General features: G+C 68.5%; 18 protein-coding genes. 14 read left to right on the top strand and 4 right to left on the bottom strand.

All coding sequences use genetic code 11. From position 1 onward, the window contains the following. The first annotated feature begins 179 nt into the window (after window positions 1-179). From LTV02_RS25895 to LTV02_RS25885, 3 genes are all read left to right on the top strand, one after another. On the top strand, window positions 180-725 hold the full coding sequence (locus LTV02_RS25895; protein WP_233034446.1) for a histidine phosphatase family protein: 546 nt from the start codon (window positions 180-182) through the stop codon (window positions 723-725). A gap of 78 nt (window positions 726-803) precedes the next feature. Beyond that, the gene (locus LTV02_RS25890; protein ID WP_233034445.1) at window positions 804-1,763 is read left to right on the top strand and encodes a patatin-like phospholipase family protein; all 960 of its coding nucleotides are present in this window, start codon (window positions 804-806) and stop codon (window positions 1,761-1,763) included. Beyond that, window positions 1,760-2,611 carry an SDR family oxidoreductase gene (locus tag LTV02_RS25885; protein ID WP_233034444.1) on the top strand — a complete coding sequence of 284 codons (852 nt, stop codon included), beginning with the start codon at window positions 1,760-1,762 and terminating at the stop codon, window positions 2,609-2,611. Before LTV02_RS25890 ends, LTV02_RS25885 begins: the two co-directional genes overlap by 4 nt. A 228-nt stretch (window positions 2,612-2,839) precedes the next feature. Here LTV02_RS25885 and amaB read toward each other — a convergent pair whose 3' ends face one another. Beyond that, entirely contained in the window at window positions 2,840-4,369 is a 1,530-nt protein-coding gene (gene amaB, locus LTV02_RS25880; RefSeq protein WP_233034443.1) for an L-piperidine-6-carboxylate dehydrogenase, read from the bottom strand. Window positions 4,370-4,427: 58 nt separating this feature from the next. Between amaB and LTV02_RS25875 the strand changes: the two genes are divergently transcribed. The 6 genes from LTV02_RS25875 to LTV02_RS25850 all read left to right on the top strand — a co-directional run bounded on the left by LTV02_RS25875 (window position 4,428) and on the right by LTV02_RS25850 (window position 10,639). Next, window positions 4,428-4,880, top strand: coding sequence for an Lrp/AsnC family transcriptional regulator (locus tag LTV02_RS25875; RefSeq protein WP_067720610.1), 453 nt, complete (start codon window positions 4,428-4,430; stop codon window positions 4,878-4,880). 65 nt (window positions 4,881-4,945) lie between these two features. After that, complete coding sequence (gene lat, locus LTV02_RS25870; RefSeq protein ID WP_233034442.1) at window positions 4,946-6,286, top strand: L-lysine 6-transaminase; 1,341 nt, start codon at window positions 4,946-4,948, stop codon at window positions 6,284-6,286. A 175-nt stretch (window positions 6,287-6,461) separates the two neighbouring features. Next, window positions 6,462-7,655 carry a YVTN family beta-propeller repeat protein gene (locus LTV02_RS25865; RefSeq protein WP_233034441.1) on the top strand — a complete coding sequence of 398 codons (1,194 nt, stop codon included), beginning with the start codon at window positions 6,462-6,464 and terminating at the stop codon, window positions 7,653-7,655. 160 nt (window positions 7,656-7,815) lie between these two features. Beyond that, window positions 7,816-9,453: an acyl-CoA carboxylase subunit beta gene (locus LTV02_RS25860; protein ID WP_067720609.1), complete on the top strand. Its 1,638-nt coding sequence runs from the start codon at window positions 7,816-7,818 to the stop codon at window positions 9,451-9,453. Window positions 9,454-9,668: 215 nt separating this feature from the next. After that, complete coding sequence (locus LTV02_RS25855) at window positions 9,669-9,983, top strand: acyl-CoA carboxylase subunit epsilon (protein WP_233041710.1); 315 nt, start codon at window positions 9,669-9,671, stop codon at window positions 9,981-9,983. 5 nt (window positions 9,984-9,988) lie between these two features. Next, window positions 9,989-10,639 (top strand): Maf family protein, encoded by a 651-nt coding sequence (locus tag LTV02_RS25850; RefSeq protein WP_067720607.1) that lies wholly within the window; start codon window positions 9,989-9,991, stop codon window positions 10,637-10,639. Here the strand turns inward: LTV02_RS25850 and LTV02_RS25845 are convergent. After that, window positions 10,568-11,404, bottom strand: coding sequence for a helix-turn-helix transcriptional regulator (locus LTV02_RS25845; RefSeq protein WP_233034440.1), 837 nt, complete (start codon window positions 11,402-11,404; stop codon window positions 10,568-10,570). The genes LTV02_RS25850 and LTV02_RS25845 overlap by 72 nt on opposite strands. Window positions 11,405-11,578: 174 nt before the next feature. Here LTV02_RS25845 and LTV02_RS25840 point away from each other — a divergent pair, with 174 nt between their 5' ends. The 5 genes from LTV02_RS25840 to LTV02_RS25820 all read left to right on the top strand — a co-directional run bounded on the left by LTV02_RS25840 (window position 11,579) and on the right by LTV02_RS25820 (window position 16,194). After that, window positions 11,579-12,478: a sulfurtransferase gene (locus LTV02_RS25840; RefSeq protein WP_233034439.1), complete on the top strand. Its 900-nt coding sequence runs from the start codon at window positions 11,579-11,581 to the stop codon at window positions 12,476-12,478. A 182-nt stretch (window positions 12,479-12,660) separates the two neighbouring features. Further along, window positions 12,661-14,457: an ATP-binding protein gene (locus tag LTV02_RS25835; protein WP_233034437.1), complete on the top strand. Its 1,797-nt coding sequence runs from the start codon at window positions 12,661-12,663 to the stop codon at window positions 14,455-14,457. A gap of 125 nt (window positions 14,458-14,582) precedes the next feature. Further along, complete coding sequence (locus tag LTV02_RS25830; RefSeq protein ID WP_067720605.1) at window positions 14,583-14,987, top strand: DUF1707 SHOCT-like domain-containing protein; 405 nt, start codon at window positions 14,583-14,585, stop codon at window positions 14,985-14,987. Beyond that, window positions 14,987-15,334 (top strand): hypothetical protein, encoded by a 348-nt coding sequence (locus tag LTV02_RS25825; protein ID WP_233034436.1) that lies wholly within the window; start codon window positions 14,987-14,989, stop codon window positions 15,332-15,334. The genes LTV02_RS25830 and LTV02_RS25825 overlap by 1 nt, the downstream gene beginning before the upstream one ends. Before the next feature lie 62 nt (window positions 15,335-15,396). Then, window positions 15,397-16,194 carry a biotin--[acetyl-CoA-carboxylase] ligase gene (locus tag LTV02_RS25820; RefSeq protein WP_233034435.1) on the top strand — a complete coding sequence of 266 codons (798 nt, stop codon included), beginning with the start codon at window positions 15,397-15,399 and terminating at the stop codon, window positions 16,192-16,194. Window positions 16,195-16,227: 33 nt separating this feature from the next. Here the strand turns inward: LTV02_RS25820 and LTV02_RS25815 are convergent, their stop codons facing one another. Both LTV02_RS25815 and LTV02_RS25810 read right to left on the bottom strand, forming a co-directional pair. Beyond that, a complete protein-coding gene (locus tag LTV02_RS25815) occupies window positions 16,228-17,658 on the bottom strand; it encodes a serine/threonine-protein kinase (RefSeq protein ID WP_233034434.1) in 1,431 nt (476 codons plus the stop codon). A gap of 120 nt (window positions 17,659-17,778) precedes the next feature. After that, on the bottom strand, window positions 17,779-19,059 hold the full coding sequence (locus tag LTV02_RS25810) for a serine/threonine-protein kinase (RefSeq protein ID WP_233034433.1): 1,281 nt from the start codon (window positions 19,057-19,059) through the stop codon (window positions 17,779-17,781). Window positions 19,060-19,087 lie beyond the last annotated feature (28 nt).

Below are 19,087 nucleotides of genomic sequence, written 5' to 3'. Positions count from 1 at the left end.
GGCCCGCACCCCGATCGGGAATTCCAGGTTTGGCCCGCCCGACCTCGGGGCATCAATGCTGAGGCGGTGCGGGGCATCGCCGGCAGCGCCGGGGCGAAACGAGGGGGCCCCGTGCGCCCCTCGGGCGAAGGACGGGCAATCGGAATACGCCCGCCCACGCCGCGCGTACGCTTCCATCCGTGCAGAAGGTGCTCCGACTCGACTTGGTCAGCCATGGAATGACCGAGGCGATGCGCAAAGCACGATTCCCGGTCGACGAACCGCTGACCGAGGCCGGCCGCCGTGCCGTCTCCGCTATCGGCCGTTTGAACGCCGCCCGCGTGCTCACCGCCCCCGAACGCCGGACCGTGGAAACCGCGGCGCTCATGGGGTTGATGGGCGAGGAGGACGACCGACTACGCGACCTCGACGCCGGGGCCTGGCGCGGCGGGGAACTCATGTCGGTGCCCAAGGAGGATCTCTACCTCTGGCTCACCGACCCGGCCTATCGGGGTCACGGTGGTGAAGCCGTGGTCGATGTCATCGAGCGCACGGGGGAATGGCTGGCCGATATCGCCGTCGAGGGCGAACCCACCATCGCCATCACCCATCCGGCGGTGATTCGCGCGGCCCTGCTCGTCACCCTCGATGCCCCGGCGAAATCGTTCTGGCGCATCGACATTCCCCCGGTCAGCGTGACGCGCCTGCACTATCGCGGCGAATGGACCCTGCACTTCCGGGCCTGAGGAAGCGAGATCTTTTCCAGATACTGGTGGTATCCGAACTCTATGCGCGGGCCGTTTCAGCCGGTAGTGTTCGAAACCATGAGTAACAGGAACGGGTCACAGCGACGTGGCCTGGCGATCGGCTGCGGGGGTACGGTCGGCGCGGCGTGGATCGTCGCGGCGCTGGCCGCGGCCCGCGACGTACTGGACTGGGACCCGCGCACCGCCGACGTCATGATCGGCACCTCCGCGGGCGCCGAGATGCTGACCATGCTCGGCAGCGGCATCGGTGTGGACGAACTGGTCGACATGCAGCGCGGGACCACCACCAACCCGGTGCTCGCGGCGCATATGCGTTCGGAGCCGGGCCGTTTCCCGCCGCTGCCCCGGCCGCGCCTGATCGCCCCGGGCCGGGCCGCGCGATCCCTGCTCGCCCGCCCGGGCAATGGTCACGCACTGCTCACCGCGGGCAGCGGCCTCCTCCCGCAGGGCAGCGGAGACCCCGCCTGGCTGCAGCGGCTGGCCGACCGCCTGAACCCGAACCGCCGCTGGGTCGAACATCCCGCCACCTGGCTGGTGGCCATGGACGCCGCCACCGGCGAACGCGTCGCCTTCGGTTCACCGTCCGCGCCGGACGCGAGTATCGGTGCGGCCCTGCGGGCTTCGTGGGCGGTACCGGGCTGGCTCCCGGCGGTGTCCATCGACGGCCGGGAATTCATCGACGGCGGCGCCGCCTCCACCGCCTCGGTGGACCTGCTCATTCCCGCCGATCTGGACGAGGTCGTGGTGATCGCCCCGATGGCCTCCACCGGCCGCGTGCCCGCCACCAGCGCCGGGCATTTCGCCGAACGGCAGCTGCGAAACCGCATGAGCGAGAAGCTCGATGCCGAGATCGATCTGATCCGCGCCACCGGCGTCAAGGTGCTGCGCATCGACGCCACCGCCGACGATCTCGCCGTCATGGGCCCGAACTTCATGGACGGCCGCCGCCGCCTCGCCACCTTCGAACACAGTCTGATCAGCGTCCGCAAACAAGTGGAGCAGGGAGCCTTCGCATGAGCGTCCTCGGAAACAATTACCCGGCAATCGATCTGAACGGCGCGCGGGTGCTCATCACCGGCGCGGGCCGGGGCATCGGGCAGTCGGCGGCGGAGCTGTTCGCGAGCAAGGGCGCGGAGATCGCCATCGCCGATGTGGACGTCGCCGCCGGGCAAACCGCCGCGGCGGCGTTGGGCGCCAAGGCTTTCGAATTGGACGTCCGCAATCGTGAGCAGTGGGACCGGGTCGTCGCCGACTTCGGCCGGATCGACATCCTGGTCAACAATGCCGGAGTCATGCCCGCCGGCGCCTTCCTCGACGAACCCGATGCCACCGGCCACACCACCATGGACGTCAACGTCTGGGGCCTGATCCACGGTATGCGCGCCGTCGTGCCCGGCATGATCGACCGCGGCAAGGGACATGTCGTCAATGTGGCCTCGCTGGCCGGCAAGATCCCGATCGCCGGACTGGCCGTCTACAACGCCAGTAAGTTCGCCGCCGTAGGGCTCTCCGCCGCAACGCGTCTCGAATTCGCCGAACACGGCGTCAGCGTCAGCTGCGTCATGCCCTCCGCCGTCCGCACCCGGCTGTCCTCTGGTCTCAAACTCGGCAATGGCCTGCCCACCGTCGACCCCGAGGACGTGGCCGCCGCCATCGTGCAGACGGTCCGCACCCGCCGCGCCGAGGTAGCCGTCCCCAACTACCTCGCCCCCTTGGACGTGGCCCTCGCCGCCGCCCCCGAACCGGCCGTCCGCCTGGTCCGCCGCCTCTTCAACGGCGACCGCGCCCTGCACCCCGCCGACGAGTCCACCCGCGCGAAGTACGAGGAGCAGATCCGCTCCATCGCCGTCGACAAGCAGGACTGACTCCGTACCGGCCCCACCCGAAAAATGGGTTGGGGCCGTACGGCTTTCCCGCTAGAGTTCGAACCCGCGAGCGCCCGGTGCGCAGGCAGCGGTTACTTCACCCTTATTGAACGCGAGTTCTTGCGGGTTCGAGTCCCGCCGCCGGTTCCCCGGAACCGGCGTGGCGAAATTGGCAGACGCGACAAGGTTTCACGAGCCCGCCGCCGCTTCGATCTCGGGCCTCGCACCTCACTCGAACCGGATGCCCTGCGCCAGCGGCAGTTCCGTCGAATAGTTCACGGTGTTGGTGGCGCGGCGCATGTAGGACTTCCAGGAGTCGGAGCCGGATTCGCGGCCGCCGCCGGTTTGCTTCTCACCGCCGAACGCGCCGCCGATCTCCGCGCCCGAGGTGCCGATGTTGACATTGGCGATGCCGCAGTCGGAGCCGTCGGCGGCGAGGAAGCGTTCGGCTTCGCGCTGGTTCTGGGTGAAGATGGCGGAGGAAAGGCCCTGGGGGACATCGTTGTGGATAGCGATGGCGGCGTCGAGCTCCTGATAGGTGAGCACGTACAGGATGGGCGCGAAGGTCTCCTCGCGGACCACCGCGGTCTGCGCCGGCATACGCACGATGGCGGGGCGGACGTAGAAGGCGTCCTCGCCGAAGCCCTCGACCCGCTCGCCGCCGCAGATCAATTCACCGCCGTCGGCCACGGCGCGATCCAGGGCGTCGCGCATGGCGCGATACGACCGCTCGTTGATCAGCGGCCCGACCAGGGTGCCGTCCTCGAGCGGATTGCCCACGCGCAGTTGGCGATACGCCGAAGCGAGCCGATCCAGCAGTGGGCCCACCACGTCGGTGTGCACGATGAGCCGGCGCAGGGTGGTGCACCGCTGGCCCGCCGTACCGGCCGCCGCGAACACGATGCCCCGCGCCGCGAGATCCAGGTCGGCGGAGGGGGTTACCACCGCCGCGTTGTTGCCGCCCAGCTCCAGCAGGCAGCGGCCGAAACGCGCAGCCACCCGGGGCGCGACCAGCCCGCCCATCCGGACCGAGCCGGTGGCGCTGACCAGTGCCACGCGCGGATCGTCGACCAGACGTTCGCCTACCGTCGCATCGCCTTGAATCAGCTGGTGCACTTCGGGATCCGCGCCCACGTCCTGGGCGGCGCGGCGCAGCAGCGAGTGGCAGGCCAGGGCGGTCAGCGGTGTCGTCTCCGACGGCTTCCACACCACGGTGTCGCCGCAGACCAGCGCCAGCGCGGTATTCCACGCCCATACCGCGACCGGGAAATTGAACGCCGAGATGACCCCGACGACGCCGAGCGGATGCCAGGTCTCCATGAGCCGATGCCCGGGTCGTTCCGAAGGCATGGTTTTGCCGTATAACTGCCGGGACAGCCCGATGGCGAATTCGCAGATATCGATCATTTCCTGCACTTCGCCGAGCGCTTCCGGCCCGATCTTGCCCGCTTCCAGGGTGACCAGTTCGCCCAGATCCGCCTTGTGCGCCACCAGTAGTCCGGCCAGCCGGCGCACCACCGCGGCCCGCTGCGGCGCGGGCACCGTGCGCCAGGCGAGGAAGGCGTCGGCCGCGCGGGCGACGGCCGCGTCCACGTCTGCGACGGTGTCCGGGCGCAGGGTCGCGAGCTCACCGCCGGTGATCGGCGTGCGCACCGACAGTGCGCCCGGTTCGGGCGATTCCACCCCCAGCCGCTGCAGCAGCGCGGCGGTGCGCGTGTGCAATTCGCGGGTGTTACGGGCGGTCAGGGTGTTGGTCATAGACAGCTCCAGACTGGGTTCCGGCCACGAGTTCTCTTTGCTGCGTTAGCCTTCGCTGATGGCGGATACACCGGCGAAACCCGTACTCGACGACATCGATCGACTGCTGATCCGTGAGCTGATTGCCGATGGTCGCGCCACCCTGTCGAATCTGGCCGAGAAAGCGAACCTATCGGTGTCCGCGGTGCAGTCGCGGGTGCGCCGGCTGGAAGCTCGTGGCGTGATTCGTGGCTACACGGCCAATGTAGATCCCGAAGCGCTCGGACAGATGCTGTCGGCATTCGTGGCGATCACTCCTCTCGACCCGTCGCAGCCCGATGACGCGCCCGCGCTCCTGCAGCACATTCCGGGCATCGAGGCCTGCCACTCGGTCGCGGGGGACGAGAGCTACATGCTGCTGGTGCGGGTGGCATCCCCCCGGCACCTGGAACAGCTGTTGCAAGAGATCCGCGCGACGGCAAATGTCCGGACTCGAAGCACGATCATTCTGCAGACATTCTATGACAAGTAGGCAACCTTCGTAATCTTTCCGGACTTTCCGGGCGTGCCCGTAAAAATTCATTTACGCTGGGCGGCGTGACGCTCGAAGTCGATCGGCTCGGGGCGGTTGCCGAAACGCCACTGATCACCCCCGCCCGGGTGCATGACATCCTGTCCGCGAGCATTCTCGCGGACGGTTTCGATCTGGTGCTCGACCTGCGCAAATCACGCGGCCGACGGCTCGTGGACGCGCGGGACGGCACCCCCTACCTGGACATGTTCGGGTTCTTCGCCTCCTCGGCGCTGGGCATGAACCATCCGGCGCTGGCCGGGGACCGCAGGTTCCTGTCCGGCCTCACCGCCGCGGCGCTGAACAAACCCAGCAACTCCGACGTCTACACCGTCGAGATGGCGCGCTTCGTCGAGACTTTCGCGCGCGTCCTCGGCGATCCGCGGCTACCGCACCTGTTCTTCATCGACGGCGGCGGGCTCGCCGTGGAGAACGCGCTCAAGGCCGCGTTCGACTGGAAGTCCCGGCACAATGAAATGCACGGCCGCCCAGGCGAACTCGGCACCAAGGTGCTGCACCTGACCGGCGCCTTCCATGGCCGGACCGGGTACACGCTCTCGCTCACCAACACCGATCCGGTGAAGACCGCGCGTTTCCCCAAGTTCGACTGGCCGCGCATCGACACGCCGTACCTCGGGCCGGACCATCCGGATATCGAGGCCGCGGAACGGCACGCGCTGGACCAGATCGAGCGCGCCTTCGCCGAAAACCCCCACGACATAGCGTGTTTCATTGCCGAGCCGATTCAGGGCGAGGGCGGTGACCGGCATCTGCGGCCGGAGTTCCTGCTGGCCGTGCAGCGGCTGTGCCACGCCAATGACGCGCTGTTCATCCTCGACGAGGTGCAGACCGGCGTCGGCATGACCGGCACCATGTGGGCCTACCAGCAACTCGGCCTGGAACCCGATGTGGTGGCCTTCGGCAAGAAGACCCAGGTCTGCGGGATCATGGCCGGCGGCCGGGTGGACGAGGTGCCCGACAATGTGTTCCGGGTCAGCTCCCGGCTCAACTCCACCTGGGGCGGCAATCTGGCCGATATGGTCCGGGCCCGGCGCGTGTTCGAGGTGATCGAGCACGAGCACCTGGTGGACCGGGCGCGCATTCTCGGCCCGCATCTGCTGCAGCGGCTGACCGAGGTGGCGGAGAAGCATCCGGAAGTGAGCGATCCGCGCGGCCGCGGTCTCATGTGCGCGGTCACCCTCGAATCCGCGCGCCTGCGCGACAGCGTGGTCACGGCGCTGCGCGAGGAAGAGCACGTGCTGTTGCTCGGCACGGGGGAGCGGGGCATTCGCTTCCGGCCGCCGCTCACGGTAACCACGGCGGAACTGGACGAGGCGGTGGACGCGCTGGAGCGCGTATTGCCCTGAGCCACAAGGCAGTCGGTATGTGACGGAGTCGCCCGGATTGCACGGGATACGGCATTCGCCGGAACCGCGTGCCGCCGGGCGACACTCCGTCGACCCGCCACCGAATCCCATGTCACCGCTTAGAGTTCGACGGCATGTCAGCTCACCGCCATGACGGTCTGACACGGTGCACCGCGTGATCGCGCATCGTGCTCGGCTGGGTCTGATCCTCTCGCTCCTGCTGCTGGCCGGTTGCTCCGGAAGCAATGCGGGGACCGTGGACAAGACGACGACGGCCGCGCCGGCCACCACCTCCACGGCGGCCGCCACCACGACCGAACAGCCCGCGCTGCTGCCCGGCATGCCGCCGCCGCTCTCGCCGACCGACGTCTACGCGGGCACCCGCGAACTCAGCCCGGCGGTCGCCGATCATCTGCCGCGCGTGTACGTGCCCAACAGCGAGTCGAACACCATCACCGTCATCGACCCGGCCACCTTCGAGGTCGTCGACAACTATCCGGCCGGCGGGCACGAGCCGCAGCACGTGGTGCCCTCCTATGACATGCAGACGCTGTACGCCAATAACGACCTGCCCATCGGCAGCGGCAGCCTGCTGCCCATCGACCCGCGCACCGGCAAGGCGGGCGAGCCGATCCCGGTCCGCGATCCGTACAACATGTACTTCACCCCCGACGGCAGATACGCACTCGTGGTGGCCGAAGCCGATCGTTCGCTCGACCTCTACGACCCGCACAGCTGGCAGAAGGTGAACGCCATCGCGGTGCCGGACTGCGGCGGGGTCAATCACATGGACTTCACCGCCGACGGCCGGTTCGCGCTCACCAGTTGCGAATTCAGCGGGCGGATGGCGGTGGTGGACATCGCGAACCTGGCGCTGGTCCGCATGATCGATCTGCCCGGCGGGCGCAACGGCAAGCCGCAGGACGTGAAGCTCTCGCCCGACGGCCGCACCTTCTACGTCGCGGACATGGTCGCCAACGGCATCTATGTCTTCGATGCCAAGACCTTCGACAACACCGGATTCCTGGAGACCGGGCACGGCACCCACGGGCTGTACGTCACCCGTGACTCCAAACAGATGCTGATCACCAACCGGCACGAGGGCAGCATCTCGGTCTGGGACTTCGCCGCGAACCGGCTCGTGCACAAATGGCAGATCCCCGGCGGCGGCAGCCCGGACATGGGCAATATCTCCGCCGACGGCCGCGTGTTCTGGGTGTCGGGGCGCTACCACGGCGAGGTCTACGCCATCGACATCGCGGAGTGGAAGCTCTTGGCGCGCATCAAGGTCGGCAAGGGCGCGCACGGGCTGACCGTCTGGCCGCAGCCCGGCCGATACTCCACCGGCCACACCGGCGTCATGCGCTGAACGCTCCAAGGATGGACGCGGCATTTTGGAACCGGGGTGAATCCGGCCCCGATTCGGTGCTCTACCAGGGCGTTTTAACTGGCGGGCAGCCAATAACCGTACTCGCCAGTAGCGGATGCGGGATTACAAAGGGGCTCTGGTACTGGTTACACTCCCCGTCATGACGAGTGTCCAGCAGCAGCCTACGCCGGGGTCGGCGGGCGCCCCTGATATCCACACCACCGCCGGCAAGCTGGCTGACCTGCGCAATCGGCTGGAAGAGGCCAAGCACCCGATGGGTGAGGCCGCTGTCGACAAGGTGCACGCCAAGGGCAAGATGACCGCCCGCGAGCGCATTCTGGCCCTGCTGGACGAGGGTTCCTTCGTCGAGCTCGACGCGCTGGCTCGCCATCGCAGCGTGAATTTCGGTCTGGAGAACCAGCGTCCGCTCGGCGACGGCGTGGTGACCGGTTACGGCACCATCGACGGCCGCGACGTCTGCATCTTCTCCCAGGACGTGACCGTCTTCGGCGGCTCGCTCGGCGAGGTCTACGGCGAGAAGATCGTCAAGGTGATGGACCTGGCGCTCAAGACCGGCCGTCCGCTGGTCGGCATCAACGAGGGCGCGGGCGCGCGCATCCAGGAGGGCGTCGTCTCCCTGGGCCTCTACGGTGAGATCTTCCACCGCAATATCCAGGCCTCCGGCGTGATCCCGCAGATCTCGCTGATCATGGGCCCGGCCGCGGGCGGCCACGTCTACTCGCCCGCCCTGACCGACTTCGTCGTCATGGTCGACCAGACCTCGCAGATGTTCGTCACCGGCCCGGACGTGATCAAGACCGTCACCGGTGAAGAAGTGACCATGGAGGAGCTGGGCGGCGCCCACACCCACATGGTGAAGTCCGGTGTGGCGCACTATGTCGCCTCCGGCGAGCAGGACGCCCTGGACTACGTGCGCGATCTGCTGAGCTACCTGCCCAGCAACAACCGCGCCGAGGCCCCGCGCTTCCCTGCCACCGCCAATGCGGGCGCCATCGAGGAGAACCTCACCGAGGCCGATATCGAGCTGGACACCATCGTCCCGGACTCGCCGAACCAGCCCTACGACATGCACGAGGTGATCAAGCGCCTGGTGGATGACGAGGAGTTCCTGGAGGTGCAGGCCGAGCGCGCGATGAACATCATCGTCGGCTTCGCCCGCATCGACGGCCGCAGCGTCGGCTTCGTGGCCAACCAGCCCTCGCAGTTCGCGGGCTGCCTGGACATCGACGCCTCGGAGAAGGCCGCGCGCTTCGTGCGCACCTGCGACGCCTTCAATATCCCGATCATCACCCTGGTGGACGTGCCGGGCTTCCTGCCGGGCACCGGCCAGGAGTACAACGGCATCATTCGCCGCGGCGCGAAGCTGCTGTATGCCTACGGCGAGGCCACTGTGGGCAAGATCACAATCATCACCCGCAAGGCTTACGGCGGCGCGTACGACGTCATGGGCTCCAAGCACATGGGCGCCGATGTGAACCTGGCGTGGCCGACGGCTCAGATCGCCGTCATGGGCGCGTCCGGGGCGGTCGGTTTCGTCTACCGCAAGCAGCTGCAGACCGCCGCCGCCGAGGGCAACGATGTCGACGCCCTGCGCCTCGAGCTGCAGAACGAGTACGAGGACACCCTCGTGAACCCGTACGTGGCGGCCGAGCGCGGCTACGTCGACGCGGTCATCCCGCCCTCGCACACCCGCGGCCAGATCGTCTCGGCGCTGCGGCTGCTGGAGCGCAAGATGGTCTCGCTGCCGCCGAAGAAGCACGGCAACATTCCGCTCTGATTCAGCGATATGCGCGGCATGGGGCGCACACTGTCCAATAGGACATGTGTCTCGTACCGCGCACGAACGCCTCATCCGAGCAAAGATGGTCAAAGGAATGGCCCTCGATTTCGAGGGCCGTAACGAATACCGTTTCGCGGACCCGGGAAGATCTTCCGGTCGCGGACCAGCCGCCCCGGCGGTGATTGGACAGGAGGACTGGCGCTGTGACGACCATGGCTGACGAAGAGGTACTGCGCGCCGCCGAATTGGATCTGGCGGTCGACGAATTGGACGCGGTGGACGCCGCCGTCGCCGTCGAGACCACCGAACCGTCGAGCGTCGGACCGGTCATCCAGGTACTCAAGGGCAATCCCAGCGATGTCGAACTCGCCGCGCTGGTCGCCGTGTTCGCCGCCGCGTCGGCGAGCACCGGTGCGCCCGCCGACAACGGCCCGGCCGATATGTGGGGCCGCCCCACGCTGCTGCACCGCGGCTCCTCCCCGTTCTCCCCGTACGCCTTCCCGGCGCTGTCGCACCTGCGCGACTGACGGGCGTGACGGTCTTCGTACTGGGGTCCCAGTCCCCGGCACGGCTCGGTGTGCTGCGCAACGCGGGCATCGAGCCGGTGGTCCGGGTGTCGAAGGTGGACGAAGACGCGGTGGCCGCGGCACTGCCCGCCGGTACCGCGCCCGAGCAGATCGTGATCGAGCTGGCCCGGGCCAAGGCGCGGGACGTGGCGGCGACCATCGCCGCCGCGGGTCCCGCCGCCGCTGATTACTCCGATTCCATTGTGGTGGGCTGCGATTCGATGCTGCTCGTGGACGGGGTGCTGCAGGGCAAGCCGCACACCGCCGAGGTGGCACGCGCGCGCTGGGCCGAAATGGCCGGGCGCAGTGCGGATCTGCTGACCGGGCATTCGGTGCTGCGCCTGCGCGACGGCGCGATCGTCGGCGAATCCGCCGATTGCAGTGCCACCACCGTGCATTTCGCCAAACCCGAACCCGCGGAACTCGACGCCTATATCGCGTCGGAGGAGCCGCTGCAGGTGGCCGGCGCGTTCACCCTGGACGGCCGCGGCGGCTGGTTCGTGGACCGCATCGACGGTGATCCGTCCAGCGTGATCGGGATCGGGCTACCGCTGGTTCGTCGACTGCTTGCCGAGGTGGGCGTCGGCATTGCGGAATTGTGGGTCCCCGCCCCGTAATTGGGGATCGCCGCTGCGCAGCTGCGGCGCGATGCGATTGGTGGAGGCCGCCAATCGCGGTTCGCCGTTCTCCTCGCCCGGGCCGGTGGGCGCGGCCTGTTCCGCGCTCGCCTGTGCCTCCGCCGGACGGGCTTTCAGCAATTCCAGTCGCGCCACGCACAATTCGGGTTCCACGAACGGGTGCAGCCGGACGCTGACGTCGTCGCGAGCGCCGTTGCGGTCCAGGACTTCTCGCATGAGCCCCAGATGGACGCCGCAGACCACTTCGGAGTGGGTGCGGGCGAGTTCGCGCAGCGGGCAGGCGGTCATCCGGATCATGACCGATTCCTCGGTCTCGGTGGCGTGATCGCGTTCGGGCGCGAATCCGAGTTCCGACATCAGCGTGACGGTCAGGTCTTTCGCGTCTTCGAGGGTTTCCACCGGCTGATCGATGGATTCCATTTTCGCGCCCCAGACCCGGCCCGCGGCGACGGCGGCATCGGAGCGGCGGCGCGGATCACTGCCGAGCTGATCGGCCAGGACCTGTGCCAATTCTTGATAACCGACGGATCGCTGAACAGCGGTATAGCCGATTCTCGGACGGCCTCTGCCGCGCGGCGGCTGCTGGAATTGGCGGACGAGGGATTCGCGGGTGAGCACATCCAAATGGAAACGGACGGTAGTCACATGTTGGCCGGTGACGCGCGCCAGTTCTTGCGCGTCGAGAGGCTCGCTGGCGCCGCGTAGGATCGCGAGCAGTCGTCGTCGCGGCCAAGAATCGGACATAGCTCACCCCTCCTCTCGGGAGACTTTATCGGATGAAGCTGCGCTTAATTCGCCCAATCATCCGATTCGTGATCTGAAACGAGTTTCGTTACCGCCATCTGCCTACGATCGGTGTTGAGATTCGAACCGCTGAATGCCATCCAGCCAACCCAACCACGCGCTAAGGACCACACCGTGCCCGTCGCTCCGGATCCACATCACTCGTTCGGCTCCTACGCACATCCTGAACGACTAGTAACCACAGAGTGGCTGTCGGCAAACATCGGCGCGCCGGGTCTCAAGATCATCGAGTCCAACGAAGACATATTGCTATACGACATCGGCCATGTCCCGGGCGCCATCAAGATCGATTGGCGAACCGAGTTGATCGATCCTCGCACCCGCGATGTGGTGGACGGGGCGCGCTTCGCCGAACTCATGCGCGTCAAGGGGGTTGGACGCGACGACACGGTGGTCATCTACGGCGACAAATCCAATGGCACGGCCGCTGCGACGCTGTGGGTCTTCGAACTCTTCGGCCACCCGGACGTGCGCCTGCTCGACGGCGGGCGGGACGCGTGGATCTCCGAGGCCCGCGACACCGCCTTCGAGGTGCCCGCCGCCGGACTCGGCGAATACCCGACGGTCGATCGCGACGACAAGACCGCCCGCGCCTTCCGGGGCGACGTGGTGGCGCACCTGGGTCGTCCGCTCATCGACTCCCGCGTATTCGACGAGTACACCGGCGAACTCGTGGTGCTGGACCGCCCCGAGGAGCAGGCGCTGCGGGCCGGGCACATCCCGACCGCCGTGAACATCCCGTGGACCTCCTCGGTCGGCGCCGACGCCCGCTTCCGCCCGCGTGCCGAACTCGACGTCATCTACGGCGGCGTGAGCGAGGGCATCGCCCCGCTGGTCTACTCCCGCATCGGCGAACGGTCCGCCCTGACCTGGTTCGTGCTGACCTATCTGCTCGGCGTGACCGGCGTGCGTAACTACGACGGCTCCTGGACCGAATGGTCCAATGCGGTCGGCGCTCCGATCGTCACCGGCGAGGGCCCGGGCGCCATCCCCGAATCCCTGGTGCGCCCCTAGGGACCTCCGCTGGAGCAGGACTCGAGGGCGTGCCTTTAGGCTTCCAGCCGACGCTACGAGAGTTGTAGAGTGCCCTCGGTCACTCTTGGGTGCTACCGATCGGTAGCCCTATCCCCGTTCGGTGGTTGTTGGCAGACTGCCTACACTGCCCAAGACGAAGTTTTCAGAGCACAGGAGGCTCAGTGCCCAACCATGCCAACGCGCAGATCACAAAGGTCCTCGTAGCCAACCGAGGCGAGATCGCCGTGCGCGTGATCCGGGCCGCCAAGGACGCCGGCATCGCCAGCGTCGCCGTGTACGCGGAGCCGGATGCGGATGCCCCGTTCGTGAAGCTCGCCGACGAGGCGTTCGCGCTGGGCGGCCAGACCTCGGCCGAGTCGTACCTGGTGTTCGACAAGATCCTCGATGCCGCCGCCAAGGCCGGCGCCGACGCGATCCACCCGGGCTACGGCTTCCTCTCGGAGAACGCCGATTTCGCACAGGCCGTGATCGACGCGGGCCTGATCTGGATCGGCCCGTCGCCGCAGTCCATTCGCGACCTGGGCGACAAGGTCACCGCGCGGCACATCGCCGAGCGTGCGCAGGCCCCCATGGCCGCGGGCACCAAGGACCCGGTCAAGAACGCCGACGAGGTCGTCGCGTTCGCCAAGGAGTACGGCGTTCCGGTGGCCATCAAGGCCGCCTTCGGTGGTGGCGGCCGCGGCATGAAGGTCGCGCACACCATCGAGGAGATCCCGGAGCTGTTCGAGTCCGCCACCCGTGAGGCCATCGCCGCCTTCGGTCGCGGCGAATGCTTCGTGGAGCAGTACCTGGACAAGGCCCGCCACGTCGAGGCGCAGGTCATCGCCGACAAGCACGGCAACGTGGTCGTCGCCGGCACCCGCGACTGCTCGCTGCAGCGCCGGTTCCAGAAGCTGGTCGAGGAAGCCCCCGCCCCGTTCCTGTCGGACGAGGTGCGCGGCAAGATCCACGAGTCGGCCAAGCGCATCTGCAAGGAAGCCGGTTACTACGGCGCCGGCACCGTCGAATACCTGGTGCAGGGCGAGACCGTGTCCTTCCTCGAGGTGAACACCCGCCTGCAGGTCGAGCACCCGGTCACCGAGGAGACCGCCGGTATCGACCTGGTGCGCCAGCAGTTCCGCATCGCCGAGGGCCACGAGCTCTCCATCAAGGAGGATCCGACTCCGCGCGGCCACTCCTTCGAGTTCCGCATCAACGGTGAGGACGCCGGCCGCGGCTTCCTGCCCGCGCCCGGCCCGGTCGTCGTCTACAAGGAGCCCGCGGGCCCCGGCGTGCGCGTCGATTCCGGTGTGGTCGAGGGCTCGGTCATCGGCGGCCAGTTCGACTCGATGCTGTCCAAGCTGATCGTCACCGGCGAGACGCGCGAGCAGGCGCTGCAGCGTGCCGCCCGCGCCCTGGCCGAGTACCAGATCGAGGGCCTGGCCACGGTCATCCCGTTCCACCGCCACATCGTCGAGAACCCCGCGTTCATCGGTGACGGCACCAAGTTCGACGTCTACACCAAGTGGATCGAGAACGACTGGGAGAACCCGATCGAGCCCTACACCGGTGGCGTCGCCATCGAAGAGGACGAAGAGGCGCCGCGTCAGAAGGTGGTCGTCGAGGTCGGCGGCCGTCGCCTCGAGGTGTCGCTGCCCGGCCAGTTCTCGGTCGGCGCGGGCGCTGCCGCGGGTAACGGCGCGGGCGTCATCCGCAAGAAGCCGAAGCCGCGCAAGCGTGGCGGCGGCGCGGGCGGCGCTGCCTCCGGTGACGCCGTGACCGCGCCCATGCAGGGCACCGTCGTCAAGGTGGCCGTCGAAGAGGGCCAGAGCGTCGAGGCCGGCGATCTGGTCGTGGTGCTCGAGGCCATGAAGATGGAGAACCCGGTCACCGCCCACAAGGCCGGCGTCATCACCGGTCTCGCGGTGGAGGCCGGCGCGGCCATCACCCAGGGCACCGTGCTCGCCGAGATCAAGTAAGGGATACCGGCTCTCCGGCAATCGCTTTCGAACGGGCCGCTCACTTCGGTGAGCGGCCCGTTGCGTATGCGGCACTACGCACCGCGGCGGACGCGGGCCCCGAGCGGGCGCGATAAAGTCGGATCATGGCTGAACCACCGGAGATTCGTATCGGCACCGCTGAGCGTGAGGACGCCATGCAGCGGCTGTCCGATCATTTCGCGGCGGGCCGGTTGAGTGTCGCGGAGTTCGACGAGCGCAGTGGGGTCGTCGCGGCGGCCTTGACGCGCGGGGATCTGGCCAAGGTGTTCGTGGATCTGCCGGAGCCGGTGTCCATGGCCAAGGCGGTGGAGCGTCCGCGCGAGTCGCGATTCAACGGGCTGCCCGAGCGGATCATGCCGGTGGTGCCGATTCTGGCGGTGATCCTGTTCTTCGTCACCCATCAGTGGTGGGTGTTCCTGTTGATTCCGCTGGCGGGCGCGGTGTTGTTCGGCGGGGCGAATCAGGCGCGGCAGCGCGGCAATCGGCGCGAGCGCAGGCGGGAGCGGTAGTGGAACCCATCGAGATCAATGCCGGTAGCTGGTATCTGCGCGCCCTGCGGGCCGACGAGCGCATCGACGATCGCCCGGCCCTCGCCGACGGCGGCATCACCGATCCGGACTACGTGAGCAAGCGCAGCGCGGGATGGGCTGCGGAGACGGTTTTTTCGTGGGCGGTGTGCGTGCCCACCACGGCGGAACTGGTCGCCGAGATCGTGGTGACGCCGGCCGCGGACGGCACCGCCGAGGTGACGGGCTGGGCCCGCGACGGCTATCGCGAAGCGCTCGAGGACAGCCTGCCCACCGTGCACCGATTCACCGCCGGCGCGCTCGGACTGACCCCGCACGCCGCCTCCTGAACACGCTCTCGGCCATCCGGCCGGCCGGAGATCGGGGCGGGCGGGGGAGTAGCGTGCGGGGCATGGAGCGGGCTGCGCTGGATGCGGAACTGTTGCGGCGGAATGTGGTCGAGGGACCGGAGAAGTTCTTCTCCGGGATCGACGTGGTGGAGTCGACGGGGTCGACGAACGCCGACCTGGTGGCGCGGGCCATGGATTCGGACGCGGATCGGCTCGTATTGATCGCGGAGGCGCAGGAGAAGGGGCGGGGACGGCACGAACGGCACTGGGTGAGCCCGGCGCGGGCGCAGATCGCCATGTCGGTGCTGGTGCGGGCGCGCGGGATCGATCCGGCGGTGCTGGGATGGCTGCCGCTGCTGACCGGGGTGGCGGTGGTGGACGCGGTACGGGCCGAGACCGGGGTGCCCGCGGTGCTGAAATGGCCCAATGACGTGCTGGTGGACGGGCGCAAGCTGTCCGGGATCCTCGCCGAGATCGCGGCCGCGGGAGCGGACCCGGCGGTGGTGGTGGGGATCGGTGTGAACGTGAGCCTGACCGAGGCGGAACTGCCGGTGCCGCACGCGACTTCGCTGACGCTGGCCGGGGCGCCGGACGCGGATCGGACGGCGCTGGTGACGGCGATCCTGCGGGAGTTCGCGCGGCGCTTCACGGCGTGGGAGGCGAGCGGCTGGGATATCGGCGAGCTGGCGGCCGCGTATCAGGAGCGTTGTTCCACGATCGGCGCGCAGGTGCGGGCCGAGATTCCGGGCGGCGAGGTGCTCACCGGAATCGCCACCGGGGTGGATGAATTCGGCCGGCTGCTGATCGGCGAGCGCGCGGTGTCGGCGGGTGACGTCACGCATCTGCGCGCTGAATATTGATCTCGCGCAGGGCTTTCGGTGGGTGATCGCCGGCTAGTTGTTCGGCTTGTTCGGTTTGGTCGGCTTATTGTGCTTGTCCTGCCCGTTGCCGTTGTTGCCCCCGTTCCCGTTGCCGCCGTTTCCGCTGTTGCCGGGCCTGTTCTCGGTCGATGGCCCGGCATACCCCGACCCGGTCGGCAGATTCGGAATGGGGAACGGGATCGTGACCTGCGTCGTGGTGGGCACTGTCGTCTCCGGGCCACCGGTCTCCGAACTGGCCGGTGGCGGAGCGGGATTGACGGTACGGGTCGACCCGTTGCCCGTGACCCGGGGCGCTTCCGTTGCGGCCGAAGTCGGTTCGGCCACGCCCGGCGGCGCGGAAGCCGGAGTCGTGTCGCTCGGTGGTGAATTCGAGTCCTGCCCCGCGCGCCACACCGCGAACCCCGTTCCCGCCCCGGCGAGCAGGGCCGCGACGGCGACGAGCGCCGCGAATCGCCGCGGGAAGCCCGGCGCGGGCACGGCCGTGATCGGTGTCCTGCGTTGTGCGCCATCACTATCCGCGACGGTCGGCGCGAGCACTCCGGTCCCGGCGGCGCGACCTCGGGAAATCCCCACCAGCGGTGCGGTGGGCGCGGCCCCGGCCGCGACGAGCGGCGTGGTCGGCGCGGTCCCCGCCGAGTCCAGCGCATCACGCGCCGCCATCGCGAATTCCCCGGTGCTGGAATGGCGTTCGCCCGGATCCTTGGCGAGCGCCCGCGCCAGCACGTCGTCGAGAGCGGCGGGCAGCGCCGGATCCGATTCCGACAGCCGCGGCGGTTCGGCCGTGAGATGGGCGTGCATCTGCCCGGCCGGATCGGGTGCGGGGAAAGGTCTGCGCGCGGTGAGCGATTCGTACAGCACGCAGGCCAGCGAGTAGGTGTCCGACGCGGGAACCGCCGCCCCGCTGAACCGTTCGGGCGCCATATAGGCCGGTGTCCCGATGACGGTCCCGGTCCCGGTGAGCGTGGCTTGCCCGGTCAGCTGCGCGGTGCCGAAATCGATGAGATGGGTGAAACCGTTGGGCGCGATCACGATATTGGCGGGCTTGACGTCCCGGTGCACCAGGCCGCGCCGATGCGCCTCGTCGAGCGCGGCCGCCGCCTGCGAAATGATGTCCACGGCCCTTGACGGCGGGAGCGGGCCGCCGGCCCGCAGCAGCAGCCCGAGATCGGTGCCGTCCAGATAGGCCATATCGATGAACAGTCGACCGTCGTATTCACCGAAGGTGTGGATGGGCACCACGTGCGGTTCCCGTAACTGTGCCGCGGCCCGCGCCTCGCGCTGGAAACGCTGCCGGTAGATCGGATCGTCGCCCAGTGCGGGCGCCAGGATCTTCAACGCCACGGTCCGTTCGGTGTGGGTGTCGTGCGCGCGCCACACCTGCCCGGTTCCGCCGTTGCCCAGCAGTTTCTCCAGCCGATAGGGACCGAATTGCCCGTCCCCCATGAGAAGTAGTCCTTTCGTACCCGGATGCTTCTCCTGAGGTACTACCCCCGATCGCGGAAAGTCCTCAGGCCGGGCCCGGCCGATTCCCGCCGGCACACCGGTACCGCGAACGGCCCCGCGCTATTTCGGCTTGCCCGGCTTCTCCGGCTTCTGCGCTTTGCCGTGACCGTGGTGATTCGGCGCGGGGCCGTCCGGCGAATCGCGCGGGCCGGGTGCGGAGTCGGTGGGGATCGGCGCGGGCGGCGCGGGGACGACAACGGGATTCGACGGCTCCGTGGCCGACGGCTCCGCGCCACGCCCAGCACCTGGCGCCTCTGGTTCCGGCGTAACGGCCGGTAGCGACGCGGCCGGAGAAAGGCTCTCGCGCACAGGCGATTCCGCTGCCGGCACGACCTGCGGCACCGGCTCCGGCGTCGACGAGGCGGTATGCCCGGCGAACCACGCCACCCCGATGATCAGCATGATGACCGAGCCGGCCAGCGCCACTACCGCGACGGCCGTGGCGACAATGGCCGCCACGGTGGGTTTGCACTGATCGGCGGACATGACCTGCCCCGTGACGGTGGTGAGCACCGCCGTGCTGTCGGGTTCCGCCGCTCGCAGCGCGGCCTCCGCGGCGGCGGCGAATTCACCTGCGCTGGAATACCTTTCCGCCGGATCCTTGGCCATGGCCCGCGCGATGACTCGATCGAGCGCCGCGGAAACCGCCGGAGCCAGCGTGGATGCGGCGGCCGGAACGGATTCCAGCTGCGCTCGCATCAGCTGCGCCGGGTTCCCGCTCCGGAAAGGCCGCTGCCCCGTGAGGCACTCGTACAGTACGCACGCCAGCGAGTAGATGTCCGACCGCGCGGTCGCGATCGCCGAATACCGTTCCGGCGCCATGTAGGCGGGCGTGCCCACCAGCATCCCGGTGCGCGTGACCGCCGCCTGCCCGTCCTCGAGCGCCGCCCCGAAATCGATGAGGTACGCCGTCTCGTCGGGCGCGACGATGATGTTCTGCGGCTTCACATCCCGGTGCACCAGCCCTGCCGCGTGCGCCTCGTCGAGTGCTACCGCGATCTGCCCGATGAGCCGGACCGCGGCGGCGGGCGCGAGCGGCCCTTCCCATTCCAGCAGTGCTTCGACGTCCAGCCCGTCGACGAACTCGGACTCGATGTAGAGCCGTCCTTCGAGTTCACCGTAGGCGCGCACCGCCACCACGTGCGGACCGTGCAGCAGCGATGCGGCCCGGGCTTCGCGTTCGAAGCGCCGCCGATACTCCGGGTCGCCGGCCAGTACCGGCGCGAGCACCTTGAGCGCGACGGTGTGGCCGGTGGCGGTGTCGTGCGCCCGCCACACCTGTGCCGAACCGCCGCTGCCGAGTAGTTCGTCGAGGCGGTAGCGGCCCAGGTAGCCATCCACCACTGAAGTCCTCTCGTTTCACCCGGGG

This window comes from Nocardia yamanashiensis, assembly GCF_021183565.1.
In the GTDB taxonomy this organism is placed as follows: Bacteria; Actinomycetota; Actinomycetes; order Mycobacteriales; family Mycobacteriaceae; genus Nocardia; species Nocardia yamanashiensis.
Note: the sequence above shows the minus strand (reverse complement) of the source record. Positions and strands in the feature narration are given on the sequence as shown.